We start from the raw sequence: 18,692 nt of genomic DNA, 5'->3' as shown, positions 1-18,692 counted from the left end.
TTTGTTGTATTTGTGCAGAAGTGTGTTGATTAGAAAATATTCAAAACATAATGTGAGATAGACCGCATTCATCGTCATTTTTTACAACGAATGGTGTTTCCTAGAGATAACACTGAAAAGAACATAACAATTGAGGACATAACAATATGAATGAGTTTTTTGATGGGCCTCGCGGCGCTCAATTTGATGCGATGTATTACTGGGATCAGTTTCATCCTATCCTAGCTGCAGTAGTGATCTTATTGGTTGGTTGGATAATTGCTTTATTAGTAGCAGCAGGTGTGAAAAAGCTTCTACAAAAAGTAAATACCAATGCCAAACTATCTTCAGCTACTGGCCGAGCGCCAAATATTGAAGGCCTGATCTCCAAGGTAGTATTCTGGTTTATTCTGATTTTAGCTGTTGTCGCGGCTCTAAATGTGCTCAACATTAGTGGAGTGAGTGGCCCATTCAGCAATATGGTGAATCAGGTACTGGTCTACATTCCAAATATTATTGCTGCTGTGGTGGTGGGTTTTATTGGTTGGATTGTTGCTCGACTGGTACGGGCAGGGATTACCAATGTTTTATCTAGAACCCAACTCGATGATAAGTTAAGCAGTGAAGTGGGTGTAGGTGGAATTAGCCAGAATATTGGTGAAATTCTTTACTGGCTTGTATTGTTACTTTTCCTTCCGATTGTTCTTTCAATATTAGGACTTACAGGCTTACTCATTCCAGTTCAAAATATGGTAAATGATGCCGTAGCTTTCTTACCAAATATCTTTATTGCTGGCGTTATCGTTTTTGTTGGTTATATCTTGGCAAAAATTGTACGCGGTATTGTTGAAGGTCTAGTAAATAGCTTAGGTGTTCAGGCTCAAGCGGAAAAAATTGGTCTTTTTAAAAGCTCTAATGTAGGCAAATTCTTAGGTTCATTTGTTTTTGCCATCATCATTATTACTACATTAATTGTAGCGTTCGAAGCGTTAGGTATTGAGACAATTTCTCAACCTGCGACAGCAATGCTAAATGAAATCTTGCAAGCAATTCCAAACATTATTGCGGCTGGTTTAATTTTACTGGTTGCTTATATTGTTTCTCGTTTTGTTGGCCGCTTAGTAGCTGAACTCATTGCAGGAACAGGTGTTGATGAAATTCCTGCAAAATTAGATGTACAACGCTTTTTAGGTCAAACTAAAGTTTCTAATGCAGTTGGCTGGCTAATTGTATTCTTTACTATGCTGTTTGCAGTATCTGAAGCAGCGGATCGTCTTGGTTTCGATCAAATCAGTGGTCTAATTGCAATGTTTATCCATTTCGGTGCAAACATTCTATTGGGTGCTGTAATTTTAGTAATTGGTTTCTGGTTAGCGAATGTTGTAGCGAATGTGGTTCAACGTGGTGAATATAATAGCTCGCGTTGGTTAGCTAGTTTAGTTCGTGTTTTAATTATTGGTCTGGTACTTGCGCTTGGTTTAAGAGCAATGGGTATTGCAGATTCAATTGTTAACCTTGCATTTGGTTTGACTCTAGGCGCGGTTGCCGTGGCTTTCGCTCTTGCATTCGGTTTAGGTGGTCGCCAACCAGCAGAACGACTTTTAACTGATTTACTTGATAAAGCGAAAAAAGAAGCGAATCAACCAAATCCTCTTTATCAACCGCCTTCTACTACGAGTAGTTCAGCTCCAGCTACAACTACGTCAACAACTCCATCTACGCCACCATCAACAGCTCCATCAGATGCAAAACCAGCAGATTCTGTACAGGTGAATCCAGCACAACCGCCAGTGAATAAACCGTTTGGTTCTACAGGCGAAAATGATGAAATTTAAGGGAATTAAATTAAATTTCAGATAAACAGTACAAAAAATCTTTGATTTTTGTGATAAGTTCGACCACTCTATATCGAGTGGTCGTTCTTTTTGGCCGTTATAAAAACAAATAAGTGAGGAAAATACGATGAAGAAACCAGGTCGTTTTTTAGCACCGATTGTCATTGCCGGAATTACGGTAGGGTTTTTAGCAAGTGCTTATAAATTTGTATTTAGTAAGTCGGAAAGCTCAAAACAGACTACTTCTCAGCCACAAGATTCATCGAACGCATCAAGTAGTTCGAAAAACTCAAATTAGCTTATACATATTGGGCAGCAGCATAGGCAGAAGACCATGCCCACTGGAAGTTGTAGCCCCCTAAATGGCCAGTGACATCGAGTACCTCGCCAACAAAAAACAGTCCTTTCTGCTTTTTACTCTCCATGGTCTTAGAAGATACTTCTGTTGTATCTATTCCGCCTAAAGTAACTTCAGCGGTACGATATCCTTCTGTGCCAGATGGTTTAACTGCAAAGCCATGTAGCTGCTCGGCAATATGATCTAGCTGTGCATCACTGATATTGCCAATCGCTGTTTCGCTCTGTTCTGACCATATGAGTTGTTGTAACTCTTGGATAATACTTTTGGCAGTAAACTCATTAAGAAGGGTGCGTAATAAAACTTTTGGCTGTGCTTTCTTTTTATCTTTTAAATAGGTCGCTAAATCTTGGCTAGGGAAGAAGTCAATTTTAAAACTTTCTCCTGAGTTCCAATAGTTTGAAAGTTGCAAAGAACTTGGCCCACTCAAGCCACGGTGGGTAAATAATAACGCTTCAGTAAAGCTATTTTTTGAGTTGCTTAACGTCACATCCAAAGCATTACCACTTAAGCGTGTGGTCACTTCTTTAATGTGATCTGAAAAAGTAAATGGAACTAAACCTGCACGAGTTGGAAAAACTTGATGGCCAAATTTTTGTGCTAGTTCATAGCCAAATCCAGAACCACCCAAAGTCGGAATGGATAAGCCGCCTGTAGCAATAACTAAAGAATCACAAGTGTAATGTCCTTGATTGGTGTTTAGTGAAAACCCACCTTTTTCTAAGGGTGTAATTTGGCCAACTTCGCAATGGGTTTGAATATCCACATTTTTGGTTTTATTACACTCACTCACAAGCATTTCTAAAATTTCTTTAGCGCCGTTTAGTGTAAATAATTGTCCATGTTTACGTTCTTCATAGGCAATTTTGTAGTCACATACCAAACCGATAAAGTCCCAGTTGCTATAGCGTGACAGGGCAGAAATAACGAAGTGCGGATTATGAGAAATATAGTTATCAGGTTCGACATACAGATTGGTAAAGTTACACTTACCGCCACCTGACATTAAAATCTTTTTACCAATTTTATTGGCTTTTTCTAAAATTAAAACCGAGCGCCCACGTTTAGCAGCATGTGCAGCCAACATGAGTCCAGAAGCACCTGCACCTAAGACAATGACATCAACATGGCTGTTAGACATAAGAGGTTCTCGATTAATCTTGAAAATTAAAAAGGGACATATACTATCATGCCGAGCCTTAGTCATGCTAAAGACATTTACCACTCTGGTGAATAAGGTATCCTAAATATTTGTGAGTCAGTAGCTTGGTTTATTCCTTATATCTGCTTGTAAGCCACCAGAATGAATTGCCAGAATGCGAGTTCCTTCAGGGAAGTAGTTGTTTTTGATAAGGTCAAACAGACCGAACATCATTTTTCCCGTATAGATCGGTTCAAGGGGTACAGCGTATTGTTCTTCGAAATTTTCTATAAATGCCAGTAACTCAGATGAAGTTTTCGCATAACCACCGCAGCAATAAGCATCTGTCAGCGACCAATTCGGTTTGTTAGTCCACTGCTGAATCTCTTGTTGTAGAAAGTCACCTTTTAATGCTGAAAATCCTAGAACCTTTTGATGAGAAGTACTTTGTTCAATTAAGCCCGAAATCGTTCCTCCAGTTCCAACTGCACAACAAATGACATCATAGTTTTGTAAATCGCTTTGACTGAGAATTTCCTGACATCCTTGTACTGCTAGCTCATTAGAACCGCCTTCAGGAATAATGAAGGTTTCAGGAAATTGATTGTGTAATTGTTGAAGGTAATTTGCATCATCCCTCAAGCGATATTCAGTGCGCGAGACAAAATGTAGATGCATTCCTAAACTTTGAGCTTTTGCCAAGGTTGGGTTAAGAGGCTGGGTTGCTAATTCTTCCCCACGAATAATGCCTACACTTTTAAAGCCAAAAAGATGAGCTGCATACGCAGTTGCGGCAATATGGTTTGAATAAGCCCCACCAAAAGTCAAAACACCTGATAACGCTTGTTGTTTTGCGGCAAGCAAATTGTATTTTAGTTTGAAAAACTTATTACCCGAGATTTGGGGGTGAATTAAATCTAGCCGCTTAATGTCGAGATGCAGGGGGTGGGGTAGTTGAATATGTTGATAAGGAACTGATTGAGCAATGTGATCAAACATTAGAAATTGAGAAAATAATGATTGATCACATTGTAACTTTTTAAATAGAACTTTAAAAAGCTGTTTACGAATTTGTATCGACAGAAGTAACCACTGACATGCCAGGACGTAAATGTTCTATTCCTTCCTGATTTGGATCAATAGTAATGCGTACGGCAATTCGTTGAACAACTTTGGTAAAGTTACCTGTCGCATTGTCAGGTTTTAATACACTGAACTCGGAACCCGCAGCAGGTGAGATCTGCTCAACATGCCCTGTCAATTTTTTGTGTTTCATCGCATCGACTGTAAACCATGCCTTCTGACCAATTCGCATATTGGCAATTTGGGTTTCTTTGAAATTGGCAATCACCCAAGTTTGCTGTGGAATGAGGTAGAGTAACTGTGAACCTGCTGCTACATATTGCCCAACACGAGGGTTAACTTCACCAAGTTGGCCATCCATCGGAGCAACAATAACACTATAGTCTTTAGTGGTTTGTGCTTGGTCTAACTGTGCTTTAGCACTTGAAACTTGTGCTTCTAAACCAGCTTCTGCAACTTGTGCTGTTTTAAGTGCTTCATTTGCAACTAGCACATTTGCCTCTGCCTGTTTAAGCGCTGCAAGATTATTTGCAGCATCTGCCGCGGCTTTATCTTGCTCAGATTTAGAAGCTGCGCCACTATTTCCTAGCTGTTGATAGCGTCTAAGCTGTGCTAAAGAGAGTTCATATTGAGCTTTGGCTTGATCCACTTTGGCTTGTGCCGCCACAATATCAGCTTGTTTCTGGGCAATGGATTGAGTTTGATTGGCTAAGGTATTTTTAGCTTGTTCAACTCCAGAAGCCGCCTGAGTTACTTTTTGGTCATAAGTAGTCGCATCAATATGCATGAGCACTTGACCTTTTTTGACATGATCAAAGTCTTTAACGACTACATCTTTAACGTAACCATTAATTTGGGACGATAAAATCGTGGTTTTACCTTTGACATAACTATTGTCAGTTTGCTGAACACTCGTTGCAAACGGCCCGATTCTCCAAGCCCATAAAATCACTAAAATACCGACAATAAGAACACCTAACATCCATAACAGTGTTGAGCGTTTTGTCGGAATCAGTTTACTTGCAGGTGCAGGTGCAGGTGCAGGTGCAGGTGTTGGCTCGTTGGCAGGTGCCTGAGCAGGTGTTGGTTCCGGTTTGTTTTGATCATCTGGCATATATCAATCTCAATTTCTATTTCATCAAATATGAAAGCCATTAAGGACGGCTAATTCCTCTGCGTTGTAGATATTTACTACGTGCAATATTAAATCCACCCCATAAGAGTAGGGCGACGGCAAAAATACCGTTTAAAGCAATAACATCATTGTAGGCACGCACTTGGGCTTCACGAGTGACCACTTGATTAAGTGAGCGCATGGATTGAGCTGTTTGTAATGCTGGGTCAGTAGTGGTGATGGATGCACTACGCTGATAGGTGGAGAGCCTTTGAGAAACTAATGGATCGGATTGTTCTAAATCTTTAATAATCTCTGCCTGATAGTTTTGCGTACGGTGTTGTTGATAGGTCGAGAAGAAAGAAGACCCGACCAGACCACCAAAGGTTTGAGTTGCTGAGAACAGCACAATAAAAGTCACCACATAGGAAGGACCTTTAGCCAAAGTTTGGGCAAAACCAATCAGAAGTAACGGCCCAATAAATAGACCACCAGCAAAACCGACTAAAAACTGACTTGCAAAGAAATTCACAGGTCGAACATCACTGGTTAGGTGATAATCTAGTCCACAAGCAACCAGAATGAGGAACTCTGCAAAAAGTAAGTGAAAGATAATTCGTTCGCGTGAAAAAGTAAGTGCACTAAAAAGTGTTCCGCTTAAAATCCCAACCAATATGACAACATAGAGGGGTACAAATTGGTCAGGACCCATTCCCATGGCTTTTAAGAAATTAACAGCAGCATAGCTTTGCTCTGACATTAGAAGTCGGATAGCAAAAGCACCAAAAATGAAACGCAAGGTTGAAGAGGCGCCTAGCCAACGTGTCATAATTAATGGATTGGCGCGATAGTGTTCATAGAGCAAACCTAAAACAACTAAGCTAAAACCTGCAATCAAGACGTAAGCGAGCCATTCGCTATTAAACCACCATAAAATTGGACCTTGGGTGAGCACAATACATAAGCAGGCAAAACCTGGAGCCAATAAAGCAAAGGTAAAGAAATCTTGTTTCTCAAAAACATAAATTCGTAAGCTACGTGGTAATTTCAATGAAACAACCATGGCTAAACAACAAAGTGCTAAACCAAGCTCAAAGGTGTAAAGAACAGACCAACTGTCTGTACTGACAAGAAATGGAGAAATAATCCAAGCCAACGGTACGCCAAGTTGCTGAAAGCCGAAGGCGATATATATACCTTTTGCCATGTCTGCTTTTTTAAAAGCTTGCATGGTGTAATACATACCTAATGAGCTGAGTGGTGCACCAGCTAAACCTGCAACAACCCGAGCGAATAGTGCCATTTCATAGGTGTGTACAAAAATGTGCAACACAAGCACGGCAATAAAAATAACCAGCCCTATTTCTGAAAATACTCTCAAGCCATATTGTTGTCTGGCTTTAAACAAAATCAGGTTTGAACTGACATTTGCCATGACATATGCCGCAGGCAGCCAAGCAGCTTCGGAAGGTGTCAGGCCATATTCACCTTGGATTAAGGGTAAATTTGCCGTAATAAAACCATTACTTAAGCTTGCCGATAGCGCGATGAATAAACCAATAAAAAAGTAAATAAACCGCTTAGGTACAGAATGCGCAATAGCTGCTGGTGAACCGGGTAGAGTCGGTTGCTCTTCTGGTGTCCAGTCGGGTGGTGTTTCTAAATAACGAGGCGTTTTACTCATTCTATCCCTCGAATTTTTTGTATTTGAATACCATGAAATAGTAATTCAATTGCTCGTTTTGCTAAGCGAGTCTGTTCTTCTGGCTCATGTCCTTGAAATGAAGAACCCAACATTGCAGTGACCATTGCATAGTCATTGGCAGTGAAATCAGCTCGGCACAGTTTTTGTTCTATCGCATTTTCAATCAGTGGGTTAAGTGCATTATTCCGCCGTTCATAAATTTTTAACATAATTGGGTCTTGTCGATCAATTACTCTCCAAAAATCTTGCAAAATTGCGAGCTTGGGAAGTTGCCCAATGTGTCCTTCAATTAAACGAAATAAACCGTCCTCGAATTGTTGAAAATGAGCTGCTTTTTGCTCTAGCTGTGTAATCGCACGCTCTAAAAGTGCGCTAATTAAAGCCTTGCGATCACAAAAGTTGCGGTAAAAAGTTGCTCTGCCGACACCAGCGTGGTCAATTACAACTTGTAAGGGAACATTAATGCCATGAATACGAAAACATTCTTCGGCTGCATTGAGTAATTCATCCCGATTGTGGGCAGCAATTTTTTGACGTTTACTCATGTCATCGATTGGGGAGTTTCAAAGGTGATATATTTAACGGACATTTTTGTCCGTTGTGAAGATATAAATTGTAAAAACATGAAAATTCAATTTTCATCATTTATATTTTCTGCATTTTTATATGCGTCATAAAAAGCTGTTAGAATACCGCGCAATTGCGTGATGCTAGGTCAATACAATGTTTGAGTCCCTTATTCCTCTTTTTTCAATTGCGATGGCATTGATGCTTGGAGCAATAAGCCCTGGGCCAAGCTTTATTTATGTAGCGCAAAATTCAATTTCTAAATCACGTAAACATGGGTTGTTTACCGCATTAGGAACAGGGACAGGCGCAGCTCTGTTTGGCCTATTAGCTGTTATGGGATTGCAAGCAGTTTTATTGGCCGTGCCTTCTGCTTATTTAATTTTAAAAATTGGTGGCGGGCTCTATTTGCTTTGGCTGGCTTTTAAAATTATTAAACACGCCAAAGAACCAATTGCCATGGAAAATGATGGCAAATCAAAAATGACCTATAAACAGGCATATCGTTATGGTCTTATTACGCAGTTAAGTAATCCGAAAATTGCAGTCGTGCTAGCCAGTGTATTCACTGCTTTGTTGCCAAAAGAAATCCCAAATTATTACTACGTCGCATTACCAGTGATTTGTTTTATGATTGATGCTGGTTGGTACTCATGTGTGGCAATGCTGCTCTCTTCAGAGAAGCCTAGAACAATGTACTTAAAAGCAAAAACTGGCGTTGATCGAGTCGCTGGAAGTATTGTGAGTGTATTAGGCTTAAAGTTAATTTTCTTCAAATGATAAGTCTTTAATTAAAATATCTAAAAAATCCAAAGCCAGCTATTTATAGTCTGGCTTTATTTTTGCGTAAAATATATACAAATTGAAATATCTTTTTTAGCACTTAAACACTTTAAAAGTGGTAACTTAATAAATAAAACAAAAAGAAATGAGGATCACGTTATGAAAAAACTAATGGTGAGCATTTCTGTAGTTTTTCTCATCTTAACTACAGGATGTGAGATGAGAACGATGAGCAAGCAACAGCCAGCAAATGAGCGGACCATGAGTATTGTGGGTACTCCGGTTCATGAAAAGGATTATAAAATTTCCGATATACAAGTGAATAATCATGAGCAAGCTAACTATTAAGTTACTTGCTGGATGTGCAACTTACTGTATTTTGAATATGGTCAATGCATGTGAGCCGGCTTCTTTAGATTGGAAGCTTTTTCAGGAAAAATATGATTTAAATCATGATGGCATGTATAGCCTAAAAGAGTTTCAACGCGTTGAAGATTTCTATCCTTATAACTGGCCGAGCGATAAACGTTTTCAAGGCGAAAATAAGCAAACAGAGCTATTTCATTATCTAGATGAAAATAAAAATGGTTATTTAACAAATGAGGAGTTAGGAAACATACATGTTTTATTTAATAACCCTTGTGAAGGGTGGCCGTGGTCATAATTTAAAAACACTGGCTTCCTAAGTTTATTTAATATTTTAATTCACTCAGTTTTGATATTCCTAAAATAAAAAAGCTTCCAATTTAGGAAGCTTTTTTATTAAGACAGATTAAGAAACTTTATCGCCTGGTTTCGCGCCTGTATCTGGAGAAATAATGAAAATACCTTCACCATTTCCAGCAGCAAGTACCATCCCGTTTGAAATACCAAAACGCATTTTACGTGGTGCAAGGTTAGCCACCATGACGACTAATTTACCTTTTAAATCTTCTGGCGCGTACTGGCTACGAATACCACTAAATACGTTACGTGGTTCAGCTTCACCAACATCTAACGTCAATTGAAGTAATTTATCTGAACCTTCAACTGTACCAGCTTCAACTACTTGAGCAACACGTAAGTCAACTTTTAAGAAATCTTCAATACCGATAATTTCAGCTTCACCCACTGCTGGAGCAGGGGCAGCTTTTTTCTCGGCAGCTTTGTCCTTTTTCGCCGTTGCTTTAGTTGCTTCTGGAGCAGGAGTACCTAAAGACTCTTTAGATGCATCCACCATTGCGGTAACAGCTTTTGGATCAACGCGCTGCATGAGAGGTTGGAACTGTGCAATCTCGTGGCTTACAAGAATTTGTTTACGTGATTCGAAATTAAAGCTTTCAAGTTTTAAGAAACCTTGAACTTGCTCAGCCAAAGTTGGAAGAACAGGCGCTAAGTACACTGCTAATTGACGGAATAAGTTGATACCAACCGAGCATACATCAAGAACTTGTTGCTCTTGACCTTCTTGTTTAGCAAGTGCCCAAGGTTTTTTCTCATCAATATATTGGTTTGCACGGTCAGCTAGCGCCATGATTTCACGAATAGCTAGTGAGAATTCACGTGCTTCATATGCACTAGCGATTGAATCACCTGCATCAATAAAGCTTTGTACCAATTCAGGTTCTGCACATTCAGCAGATAAAGTATTGTTAAAGCTACTGTTGATAAATTTAGCACAACGACTAGCAATGTTGACTACTTTACCGACTAAGTCAGAATTTACTTTTTGAATAAAATCATCAAGATTTAAATCAGAGTCTTCAACTTTATCTGAAAGTTTAGAGGCAAAGTAATAACGTAAATATTCTGGGTTTAAATGCTGTAAATAAGTCTCTGCTTTAATAAAAGTTCCGCGAGACTTAGACATCTTTTGTCCGTTTACAGTCAAGAAACCATTTACAAAAAGGCCAGTTGGAGTGCGATAGTTTGCACCATCTAACATTGCAGGCCAGAACAATGCATGGAAATAAACAATATCTTTACCAATGAAATGGTAAACATCGTTTTGGCTGTCTTTTTTCCAGAAATCATCAAAGTTTAAATCTGGACGTTTCGCTTTGATGTAATTTTCAAAACTAGACATATAACCAATTGGGGCATCTACCCAAACATAGAAATATTTATTTGGTGCATCTGGAATTTCAAAACCAAAATATGGCGCATCACGAGAAATATCCCAATCTGCTAAACCTGCTTCAAACCATTCATCGAGTTTGTTAGCAATCGAGACAGGTAAGCGACCTTCATCACGGGTCCATTTCTGTAAATACTCAGCAAAGTTTGGTAGTTTAAAGAAATAGTGATCTGAAGATTTTTCAACTGGTGTTGCACCACTTAAAGTCGAGCGCGGGTTAAGTAACTCAGTTGCATTATAAGTCGTACCGCAAACTTCACATGAGTCGCCGTATTGATCTTCTGATTTACATTTTGGGCATGTACCTTTAATGAAGCGGTCAGATAAGAACATGCTTTTTTCTGGATCAAATAATTGAGTTACAGGACGAACTGCAATATTTCCAGCTTCACGGTTTTTAATATAGATATCTGTTGAACGTGCTTTATTGGCATCGCTATGCGTTGAATCATAATGATCGAAATGTACACCGAAGCCATCAAAATCACGAATATGTTCTTTCTGAACGTTCGCAATTTGCTCCTCAGGACTAATACCGTTTGCCTCAGCACGTAGCATGATAGCAGTACCATGAGCATCATCCGCACATACATAAGTCACATCATGACCCATTGCCCGCATGGCACGAACCCAGATATCTGCCTGGATGTAACCGAGTAAATGACCCATATGAATTGGACCATTAGCGTAAGGAAGGGCATTAGTGACTAAAATTTTACGCACGGATTTCATTCTCTCATTCGTATTTATAAGGTGGAAGATTTTAACTGATGAGCGAGGATAAGCAAAGATTAATAATCTTTGCCCGAGCGCAAGGCGAGAGTTGTGCTTGAGTGGGGGGATAATAATCTTTATTGGGTAACAATGAGTATTCGTAAAAATCGGGTTTTAATTGCGAAGTTATTTCTCTTTAGAACAGATAAACAAATCGAAAAATATTTGAATCTTCCTGTATTGTCTTTGTTTCAAATTGCAGTTACGGTCAGAAAACAAGCCATAACGATGTATAACTAATAACTTATTCAGGTAATTTTTTAATTAACTACGAGGATAACAACGATGACTACTGAAAATAAATTAGATGATTTAAAGGCAAAAGCGGCAGATGCAAAAGTTCAAGGTGAAAAAGCTTTGGATGATTTAAAGGAAAATGTAAAAGAGAAACAAGCTGCTGGTAAAGAAGCAGTTGAAGATACAGTAGACAAATTAAAAGCAAAAGCGGCAGATGCAAAAGCTCAAGGCGAAAAAGCTTTGGATGATTTAAAGGAAAATGTAAAAGAGAAGCAAGCTGCTGGTAAAGAAGCGGTTGAAGATAAGGCAAGTGATTTGAAAGGCAAACTTGAAGATGCTCAGCACACTCTGCAAGACAAGTTCGATCATTTACGTACTGAGGCAAGCCATAAACTTGATGATGCCAAAGCTAAGGCAGCAGAGTTAAAAGATGAGGCTGCAACAAAATTTGATGAGTTAAAAACTCAAGCAACAGCAAAATTTGACGAGTTAAAGAAAACAGCAACTGATAAGTTAAATAAATTGAAAAACCATGATTCTGCTGAATAAGCTGATCTAAACTAAAATCTGCACTCCTCACCTAAAAGATGAGATTGTAAGTGAGTAATTATTCATCTCAAGGTGAGCGAGTGCGGACCAATACTGTTACACTATCTCCATTAAGCTGTAATGATCTGTTTTTGGAGTAAACAATATGTCTTGGCTTTCTTCACTAAAGTCTGTTTTTTCACCCGCACAAGAAGTGAAAGAAGATGAAATCCAAACCGTACTCCAAAATTATTTACTACCCCATTCAAAAGATGCTTTAAAAGATCGCATTAGTCAGCTCCAAGTTCAGGGGCGTGTATTACAACTTACTATTAATACATTTCCTGATGAAAAAGAGCACTTGCAGCAAATTCATGATGATTTGGCTGGGGCTTTAGAAAAGTGTGGTATTGAAGAATTAAACCTGCATGTGGTTCAACAGAAGCGCCCTACACAAGAAAGTTCAAATTTACCTCCTGTGCTAGATGCTTCACCTAAATCAGAACCAGATCCGAATAATCCCCCTATTCAAAAAGCTGCTCCACAACAAAGAGATGTTCCACTTCATCCACGCATTAAGCATGTTATTTTAGTTTCATCTGGTAAGGGCGGTGTTGGTAAATCGACAACTACGGTCAATTTAGCGCTTGCTTTGCAAAAAATGGGACTTAAGGTTGGGGTTTTGGATGCTGATATCTATGGCCCAAGTATTCCGACCATGCTAGGCAATGCAGGTAAAACTCCTCTTATTGAAAGTGAAAATTTCGTGCCTTTAGATGCCTATGGAATGGCCGTGTTATCGATTGGACATTTAACTGGCGATAACAACACACCTGTCGCGTGGCGTGGACCAAAGGCAACGGGTGCTTTAATGCAATTGTTTAATCAAACGCTTTGGCCTGATCTAGATGTGCTCATGATTGATATGCCGCCGGGTACTGGTGATATTCAACTCACGCTTGCACAGCGTATTCCAGTGACTGGTTCAATCATTGTGACTACACCACAAAATGTTGCCTTACTGGATGCTACAAAAGGTATTGAGTTGTTTAATAAGGTTGGCATTCCAGTATTAGGTGTCGTTGAGAACATGTCGACCCATATTTGCTCTAACTGTGGTCATGAAGAACAAATTTTTGGTATTGGTGGTGGTGATAAGCTCTCTGAACAGTACCACATTCCATTATTAGGTCGTTTACCTTTAAACGCTCAGATCCGTGAGCATGCCGATCAGGGTAAACCAAGTGTTGTAGCAATGGATGATGCGGCTGATAGTTATATTGATATTGCTAAAGTTATGTGGGAACAAATTGAAAAGATTCCTCAACGTACACGTGATGACAAGCGGATTTTTTAACTTATTAAAGCCCGACTTTAAGTCGGGTTTTTTATTGTCTGGTTAAAATAAAAAATTAAATTACTGAATTTTAATAACAAAGCTAAACTTGAAATTGGCATGTAGATTGCTACTTTACACTTTTTAAAAAGAAAGGTTAAAAAATGCAATTTAAATGTGCTTTTGGCGTAATCAGTTTATGTAGCGCCCTATTTTTAGTCGGATGCAATAATGACGACTCTTCTGTTTCACAAACACCAACAGTTCAGGAACAAAAACAGAAATTACAGCCGATTATTATTCAGGGTGCTTTGCCAGTAGAATCGGAAAAAATGGCTTCAAAATTAGAGAATAAGACTGTTGAAGAAATTGGTGGGTGGAAATTCTGGAAGGGTACCTATAACGGTTATCCAATGATTATTTCTAAAACCCGTATGGGGATGAGCAATTCTGCTGCTGCAACTGCTTTAGCTATTGAGCGTTATAAACCGATTGCGATCATTAATCAGGGAACAGCAGGTGGGCACGACCCAGATCTACATGTTTACGATATTGTTTTAGGAAAATATGCGACCAATATTGGTGCATTTAGAACTCCTAAACAACCATTGGGTGCTGGGTCAAATTCACTCACTTGGGTTGAAGCTTTTGATGTTTTACCAACAGATGAGTCTAATCCAGAGCCGATTGCAATACGCAAATTTGAAGGTGATCAAGAGCTATTAATGGCGGCACATAAAGTCCGTTATGACAAAGGTGAGGTGGTTGAGGGAACGATTGGTTCAGCAGATGTTTGGAATAACGAACTTGATCGTATTCAATTTTTCCATCAGCGTTATGGCACTTCAGTTGAGGAAATGGAAGCAGCATCAGTTGCACAAATTGCCAGTCAGTTGAATGTTCCGTTTTTAGGCATTCGAATCTTATCTAATAATATTACGAATAACGGAGCTTATGACCCTGGTACAGGAGAGGCTTGCCAAGAGTATGTCCTCAATGTGGCTGAAGAATATATGAAATCAAAACTACCAAAATAATAATTTAAGACTTAGCAAGAAGCTTGGAGATTTATAAAACTTCTTCTTCTTGCTTTTTATGGCGGTGTCTACTTTTCCAATTTTTAATAACCATCCAACGCCAGAAAATTTCTGTAGATAGATATAGAATGACGGCAAATACGAAAGCTTCAACAACTAGACCTGTCATCAAAATTTTTGCGAGACTAAAATCGATATGTCCATGCCCGAAATGAGTAATCCAGCGGGAAATTTGGTGCAATACACCTAGCAACATTTCTTTATTAATCATATGCACATGAAAAATATGTGCACCAAACCAAAAACCAATATACAGAATTGGAACTAGAGTAAGGGGATTACTTAGCCAAGCCAGCATTAAGCTAATTGGTAAATTTACTTCGAATAGTAAGACCGCCATCACTATAAATACACTGTGAAAAGGAATAGGCAGTAAACCAAAAAAAGTTCCGACAAAAACAGCTCGGGTAATCGATTTCCGATTGACATACCAAAGCACAGGATTCAAGGTCTTTTTACCAAAAATCCTTAGAAATTTCATATTTGAAACTTTCTCGGGTGAAGGAAGCCAAGATTGAAAAAAGTGCTTTGCCATAATCATTAAGGTAGTAGAGCGCGGTGCTCTATATAAAAAAATCAGGAACAATATATGAATTGAAACTTATTAAAAGCTTAAAATTTAAACTTACCATCGCTATATATTTTTTATTATAAAGGCTTTTGATGGAAAAATAGACTTAAAATAAAAATACTTATGTTACTTGAGTACGAAATTATTTGAAAAGCATAACAACTGACCGTAAAGTTTTCTTTACTGCTTTCTCTGGTAATTTTATAAGTAATTGTTTTTAATGTTTTTATTGTAAATTAAAAAATGATTTGAAAAATTTTGTCTTACAATTACCTTTTGCCATGTGACTGGATATCTATTAATCTGAGATGACTATATTGTGAGGTCATTCAATGATTTCATGGCTTTTTATTGGCTTAGTAGCCACAATTTTACTTACCCCTGGTCCAACTAACACTTTGCTTGCTTCTTCAGGCGTGCAAGTAGGACTACGGAAGTCAGTAAAACTTATTCCAGCAGAAGTTTTGGGTTACGTGATCTCTATTTCTGCATGGGGAATGCTAATTGGGAAAGTGTCTAACACATTGCCCTTGCTGCCGCCTATTCTTAAGCTGTTGAGTGCTTGCTATATTATTTTCTTAGCCATTAAGTTATGGCATACGGCAAATCAAGAAGTTGAATTAAATCAGCCTACAATCCGTGCTCGTGAATTATTCTGTGCAACTTTATTGAACCCAAAAGCCTTACTGTTTGCTTCAGCAATTTTTCCGGTAGCTGCATGGAGTGATTTTCATATTTATTTGGTTCATATGATGGCTTACTTAGCACTCATTACACCAATTGCGTTGTTCTGGATTTTCTTGGGTTCAGTTTTAGCATCTAAGAAAGTGGGTTGGTTAAATCAAACTAATTTACAAAGAACGGCTTCACTTGTTTTAGTCAGCTTTTCAATTCCAATTAGTTATTCTGCTTTACTGAACCTTTAAATGTACAGCTGAGCTATTCTTATCGAGAAGAGTAGCTCAAGCGTTGTTTTCATAATTGCTTTTTTACGTTAAAGTACGTCGCAATCAATGAAATTACCTTTTGGATAGAAAATACATGGCTATTAAGTCTGATCGTTGGATTCGCGAGATGAGCGAAAAACACGGCATGATTGAACCTTATGCAGAGAATCAAGTCCGTTTTGATGAAAATGGTGAAAAGTTGATTTCCTACGGGGTCTCTAGCTATGGTTACGATGTACGCTGTGCCCGTGAATTTAAGGTTTTTACTAACGTACATTCCGCAATTGTCGATCCAAAGAATTTTGATGACAAAAGCTTTATCGATATTGAATCTGATGTTTGTATTATTCCGCCAAACTCATTTGCTTTAGCACGTACAATCGAATATTTCCGTATTCCTCGTAATGTGTTGACAGTCTGCTTAGGTAAATCGACCTATGCTCGCTGCGGTATCATTGTGAATGTGACTCCATTAGAACCTGAATGGGAAGGTCACGTAACTTTAGAATTTTCAAACACCACTAATTTACCTGCCCGTATTTATGCAGGGGAAGGTGTAGCACAAATGCTATTTTTTGAAAGTGATGAAGTATGCGAAATATCTTATAAAGATCGTGGTGGTAAATACCAAGGACAAACAGGTGTTACACTGCCTAAGACATAATTTTTCTTAGATAAAGAAGAATTTTAAAATAATGGGTCACTGAGGTGGCCCAATTTTATAAATGAGACTTACATGAGATGCGTTTATCGGAATTACGATAAACGACAGTTTCCTTTTGTAAAAAATAATATAATATGATCAATAATTGATTTGTTTTTTTGTTCTGCATCACAGAATTTAAAACCAAATGTATTGGATATAGGTTGTCTATTTGGTAGCAATTGTTTGGATATCTACTAAATTTAGGCAAACCAAATAAAAAGAAATTAAACAGGATTATGCCCCCAAGGATACGGAGTCGGTCATGCGACAGTTTACGTCTCTTCATGTAGCGATAGCGCTTGGAAGCTTATGCTTTTCTTCAGCGTATGCTGCCTCTACATTAGTCCCTATGTCAGATTCGGAACTATCCGCAACTCGTGGCCAAGCTTTAATGAGTATGTCTTATATTGCGCCTACGGACTCTGCAAATTTAGAAAAACTACGCGACAACAGTAGTAATATTGGTTTCTATAAATTAGGTTTGGAAGCTGAATTAGAACTTAACACCAATATTCGTAAATTACAGTTAGGTTGTGGCGGCGTTAATGGTGCTGGTGGCTGTGATATTGATATTGATAATCTGAGCTTAAGTGGACAAAAGTTCGATGCGAATGGCAATCCTTTGGCCATGACTAGCGAAGAGCGGGCTTCTTCTTCTGCGGTTTTAACAAATCCGTTCATAGAATTTGCAATTAAAAATCCTAATTCTGCATCCACCCGTGAAGTTGCAGGTCTAAGATTAAGTGCTGAGAAATTTATCGGACTACTTACGGCGGGTACTGAAAACACAACTAAGCCAAATGGCATTAACTCGATTTCTGGTTATATGCAGGTCCAATCGGATAGCAGTGGTTTAATTAAAGGTTACGCGACAACTTCTGCTACGCGAGACAATTTATATGGAACAAATGCAGTTACAGGTCGTTTACAGGCTTTGGGTTTAGGAGGGGCCGCTGAGGTAAGTTTTGTTACTTCAGATGGTGGATTTAATATTCCAGGCATTCAAAATAACTATTTTGAGATTGCTCCAATTCAAGTGAATGGTAATAGAGTTAGCTCCAAAGTTTTATCTGCTCCAGTTAAAGTTCCTAATATTTATGTCGGACATAGTAGTTCATACCCAGTAGATGGTACGGTGCAATATAATGCCGCAGGTCCACACGACCCAGCTTATCCAGAACCAACAGGTATTTATACTCAGGGTGGTAAAGTTGAAGCCACAGTAACAAGCTGTAGTGTATTAGCATGTCTCATTGCAGGCCAAGGTTCTAAATTTTCTAATGTATATATGAATGGTACAATTTCAAATATTACAGCGAATCTAAATTTAACTCAGTCATTGGGACTTATTCATAATTTACCAATTAATTCACCAATGTACCTTGCTCTACAAAATCAAATGCTTCAATGGCCAGGCGCTAAAGCAGATGACGTGGCTCAAAAGGGTTGGTGGATGTCTTTTGCAAATCCAGTTAACATCGGTAACATTATTCCACAAGATGCAATTGATATTTCACCGTTATTTCCACAAATTTCGACAGCCGTCTCTGCCTATTTACAAGCTAACCCAGCACAAACTTCTGATTTAGGAGGATTATTAAAGCTTGGTGATTTGGATGTAAATATTGGTACGGTTGATTTGAAAAATAGTCCGCTCACATTAAATTTAAGCAACTTGCAGTTAACGAATCAAAACTTTAAGCCAAACTGCCATGGTTCAGGTTTAACTTTTTGTTAAATTCCGAGAAAGTAGATTAGGCTGCTTTACATTCATCGGAAAAGTAATTTTTTACATGCTTTTTTTTGCATTTGTGC

The 18,692-nt window shown here is 38.5% G+C and carries 18 protein-coding genes; 11 read left to right on the top strand and 7 right to left on the bottom strand.

From position 1 onward, the window contains the following. Window positions 1-146: 146 nt before the first annotated feature. Together K6I41_RS15465 and K6I41_RS15460 are read left to right on the top strand one after the other, a co-directional pair. A complete protein-coding gene (locus K6I41_RS15465; protein ID WP_250374744.1) occupies window positions 147-1,814 on the top strand; it encodes a mechanosensitive ion channel in 1,668 nt (555 codons plus the stop codon). Between the two features lie 127 nt (window positions 1,815-1,941). Further along, window positions 1,942-2,112, top strand: a complete 171-nt coding sequence (locus K6I41_RS15460) for a hypothetical protein (RefSeq protein ID WP_004794296.1) — start codon at window positions 1,942-1,944, stop codon at window positions 2,110-2,112. Between the two features lies 1 nt (window position 2,113). On the opposite strand, the gene K6I41_RS15455 is transcribed toward K6I41_RS15460, so the two are convergent. From K6I41_RS15455 to K6I41_RS15435, 5 genes are all read right to left on the bottom strand, one after another. Next, a complete protein-coding gene (locus tag K6I41_RS15455) occupies window positions 2,114-3,313 on the bottom strand; it encodes a BaiN/RdsA family NAD(P)/FAD-dependent oxidoreductase (protein WP_013198840.1) in 1,200 nt (399 codons plus the stop codon). Window positions 3,314-3,430: 117 nt separating this feature from the next. Then, window positions 3,431-4,312 (bottom strand): 1-aminocyclopropane-1-carboxylate deaminase/D-cysteine desulfhydrase, encoded by an 882-nt coding sequence (locus K6I41_RS15450; protein WP_250374743.1) that lies wholly within the window; start codon window positions 4,310-4,312, stop codon window positions 3,431-3,433. Between the two features lie 64 nt (window positions 4,313-4,376). Continuing rightward, the gene (locus K6I41_RS15445) at window positions 4,377-5,510 is read right to left on the bottom strand and encodes an HlyD family secretion protein (protein ID WP_250374742.1); all 1,134 of its coding nucleotides are present in this window, start codon (window positions 5,508-5,510) and stop codon (window positions 4,377-4,379) included. A gap of 40 nt (window positions 5,511-5,550) precedes the next feature. Then, window positions 5,551-7,194 carry an MFS transporter gene (locus K6I41_RS15440; protein ID WP_192834767.1) on the bottom strand — a complete coding sequence of 548 codons (1,644 nt, stop codon included), beginning with the start codon at window positions 7,192-7,194 and terminating at the stop codon, window positions 5,551-5,553. Next, a complete protein-coding gene (locus K6I41_RS15435; protein ID WP_013198836.1) occupies window positions 7,191-7,760 on the bottom strand; it encodes a TetR/AcrR family transcriptional regulator in 570 nt (189 codons plus the stop codon). The genes K6I41_RS15440 and K6I41_RS15435 overlap by 4 nt, the downstream gene beginning before the upstream one ends. A 178-nt stretch (window positions 7,761-7,938) precedes the next feature. On the opposite strand from K6I41_RS15435, the gene K6I41_RS15430 reads away from it, so the two are divergent. From K6I41_RS15430 to K6I41_RS15420, 3 genes are all read left to right on the top strand, one after another. After that, window positions 7,939-8,562, top strand: a complete 624-nt coding sequence (locus K6I41_RS15430; protein WP_013198835.1) for a LysE family translocator — start codon at window positions 7,939-7,941, stop codon at window positions 8,560-8,562. Window positions 8,563-8,724: 162 nt separating this feature from the next. Further along, entirely contained in the window at window positions 8,725-8,913 is a 189-nt protein-coding gene (locus K6I41_RS15425; protein ID WP_005302999.1) for an NF038215 family lipoprotein, read from the top strand. Continuing rightward, window positions 8,894-9,229 (top strand): EF-hand domain-containing protein, encoded by a 336-nt coding sequence (locus tag K6I41_RS15420; protein WP_004794282.1) that lies wholly within the window; start codon window positions 8,894-8,896, stop codon window positions 9,227-9,229. The genes K6I41_RS15425 and K6I41_RS15420 overlap by 20 nt, the downstream gene beginning before the upstream one ends. Window positions 9,230-9,337: 108 nt before the next feature. On the opposite strand, the gene metG is transcribed toward K6I41_RS15420, so the two are convergent. After that, window positions 9,338-11,404, bottom strand: coding sequence for a methionine--tRNA ligase (gene metG / locus K6I41_RS15415; protein ID WP_250375798.1), 2,067 nt, complete (start codon window positions 11,402-11,404; stop codon window positions 9,338-9,340). A gap of 336 nt (window positions 11,405-11,740) precedes the next feature. On the opposite strand from metG, the gene K6I41_RS15410 reads away from it, so the two are divergent. The 3 genes from K6I41_RS15410 (at window position 11,741) to K6I41_RS15400 (ending at window position 14,593) form a co-directional block, all read left to right on the top strand. Further along, the gene (locus tag K6I41_RS15410; protein ID WP_013198830.1) at window positions 11,741-12,241 is read left to right on the top strand and encodes a hypothetical protein; all 501 of its coding nucleotides are present in this window, start codon (window positions 11,741-11,743) and stop codon (window positions 12,239-12,241) included. 145 nt (window positions 12,242-12,386) lie between these two features. Beyond that, window positions 12,387-13,577: an iron-sulfur cluster carrier protein ApbC gene (gene apbC / locus K6I41_RS15405; RefSeq protein WP_005303005.1), complete on the top strand. Its 1,191-nt coding sequence runs from the start codon at window positions 12,387-12,389 to the stop codon at window positions 13,575-13,577. 143 nt (window positions 13,578-13,720) lie between these two features. After that, window positions 13,721-14,593, top strand: a complete 873-nt coding sequence (locus K6I41_RS15400) for a 5'-methylthioadenosine/S-adenosylhomocysteine nucleosidase (protein WP_174743088.1) — start codon at window positions 13,721-13,723, stop codon at window positions 14,591-14,593. Window positions 14,594-14,624: 31 nt separating this feature from the next. Here the strand turns inward: K6I41_RS15400 and K6I41_RS15395 are convergent, their stop codons facing one another. Next, complete coding sequence (locus tag K6I41_RS15395) at window positions 14,625-15,194, bottom strand: DUF2062 domain-containing protein (RefSeq protein WP_003653419.1); 570 nt, start codon at window positions 15,192-15,194, stop codon at window positions 14,625-14,627. A 362-nt stretch (window positions 15,195-15,556) separates the two neighbouring features. Here K6I41_RS15395 and K6I41_RS15390 point away from each other — a divergent pair, with 362 nt between their 5' ends. The 3 genes from K6I41_RS15390 (at window position 15,557) to K6I41_RS15380 (ending at window position 18,615) form a co-directional block, all read left to right on the top strand. Beyond that, window positions 15,557-16,150: a LysE family translocator gene (locus tag K6I41_RS15390; protein WP_049838184.1), complete on the top strand. Its 594-nt coding sequence runs from the start codon at window positions 15,557-15,559 to the stop codon at window positions 16,148-16,150. A 115-nt stretch (window positions 16,151-16,265) separates the two neighbouring features. Next, window positions 16,266-16,835 (top strand): dCTP deaminase, encoded by a 570-nt coding sequence (dcd, locus tag K6I41_RS15385; RefSeq protein ID WP_250374741.1) that lies wholly within the window; start codon window positions 16,266-16,268, stop codon window positions 16,833-16,835. A 304-nt stretch (window positions 16,836-17,139) separates the two neighbouring features. After that, window positions 17,140-18,615: a hypothetical protein gene (locus K6I41_RS15380; RefSeq protein ID WP_250374740.1), complete on the top strand. Its 1,476-nt coding sequence runs from the start codon at window positions 17,140-17,142 to the stop codon at window positions 18,613-18,615. Window positions 18,616-18,692: the final 77 nt, after the last annotated feature.

The sequence above is a fragment of the Acinetobacter sp. AS23 genome, from assembly GCF_023612055.1.
Lineage (GTDB): Bacteria > Pseudomonadota > Gammaproteobacteria > Pseudomonadales > Moraxellaceae > Acinetobacter > Acinetobacter oleivorans.
The sequence above is the reverse complement of the archived record's forward strand: the minus strand, read 5'-3'. Positions and strand labels throughout refer to the sequence as shown.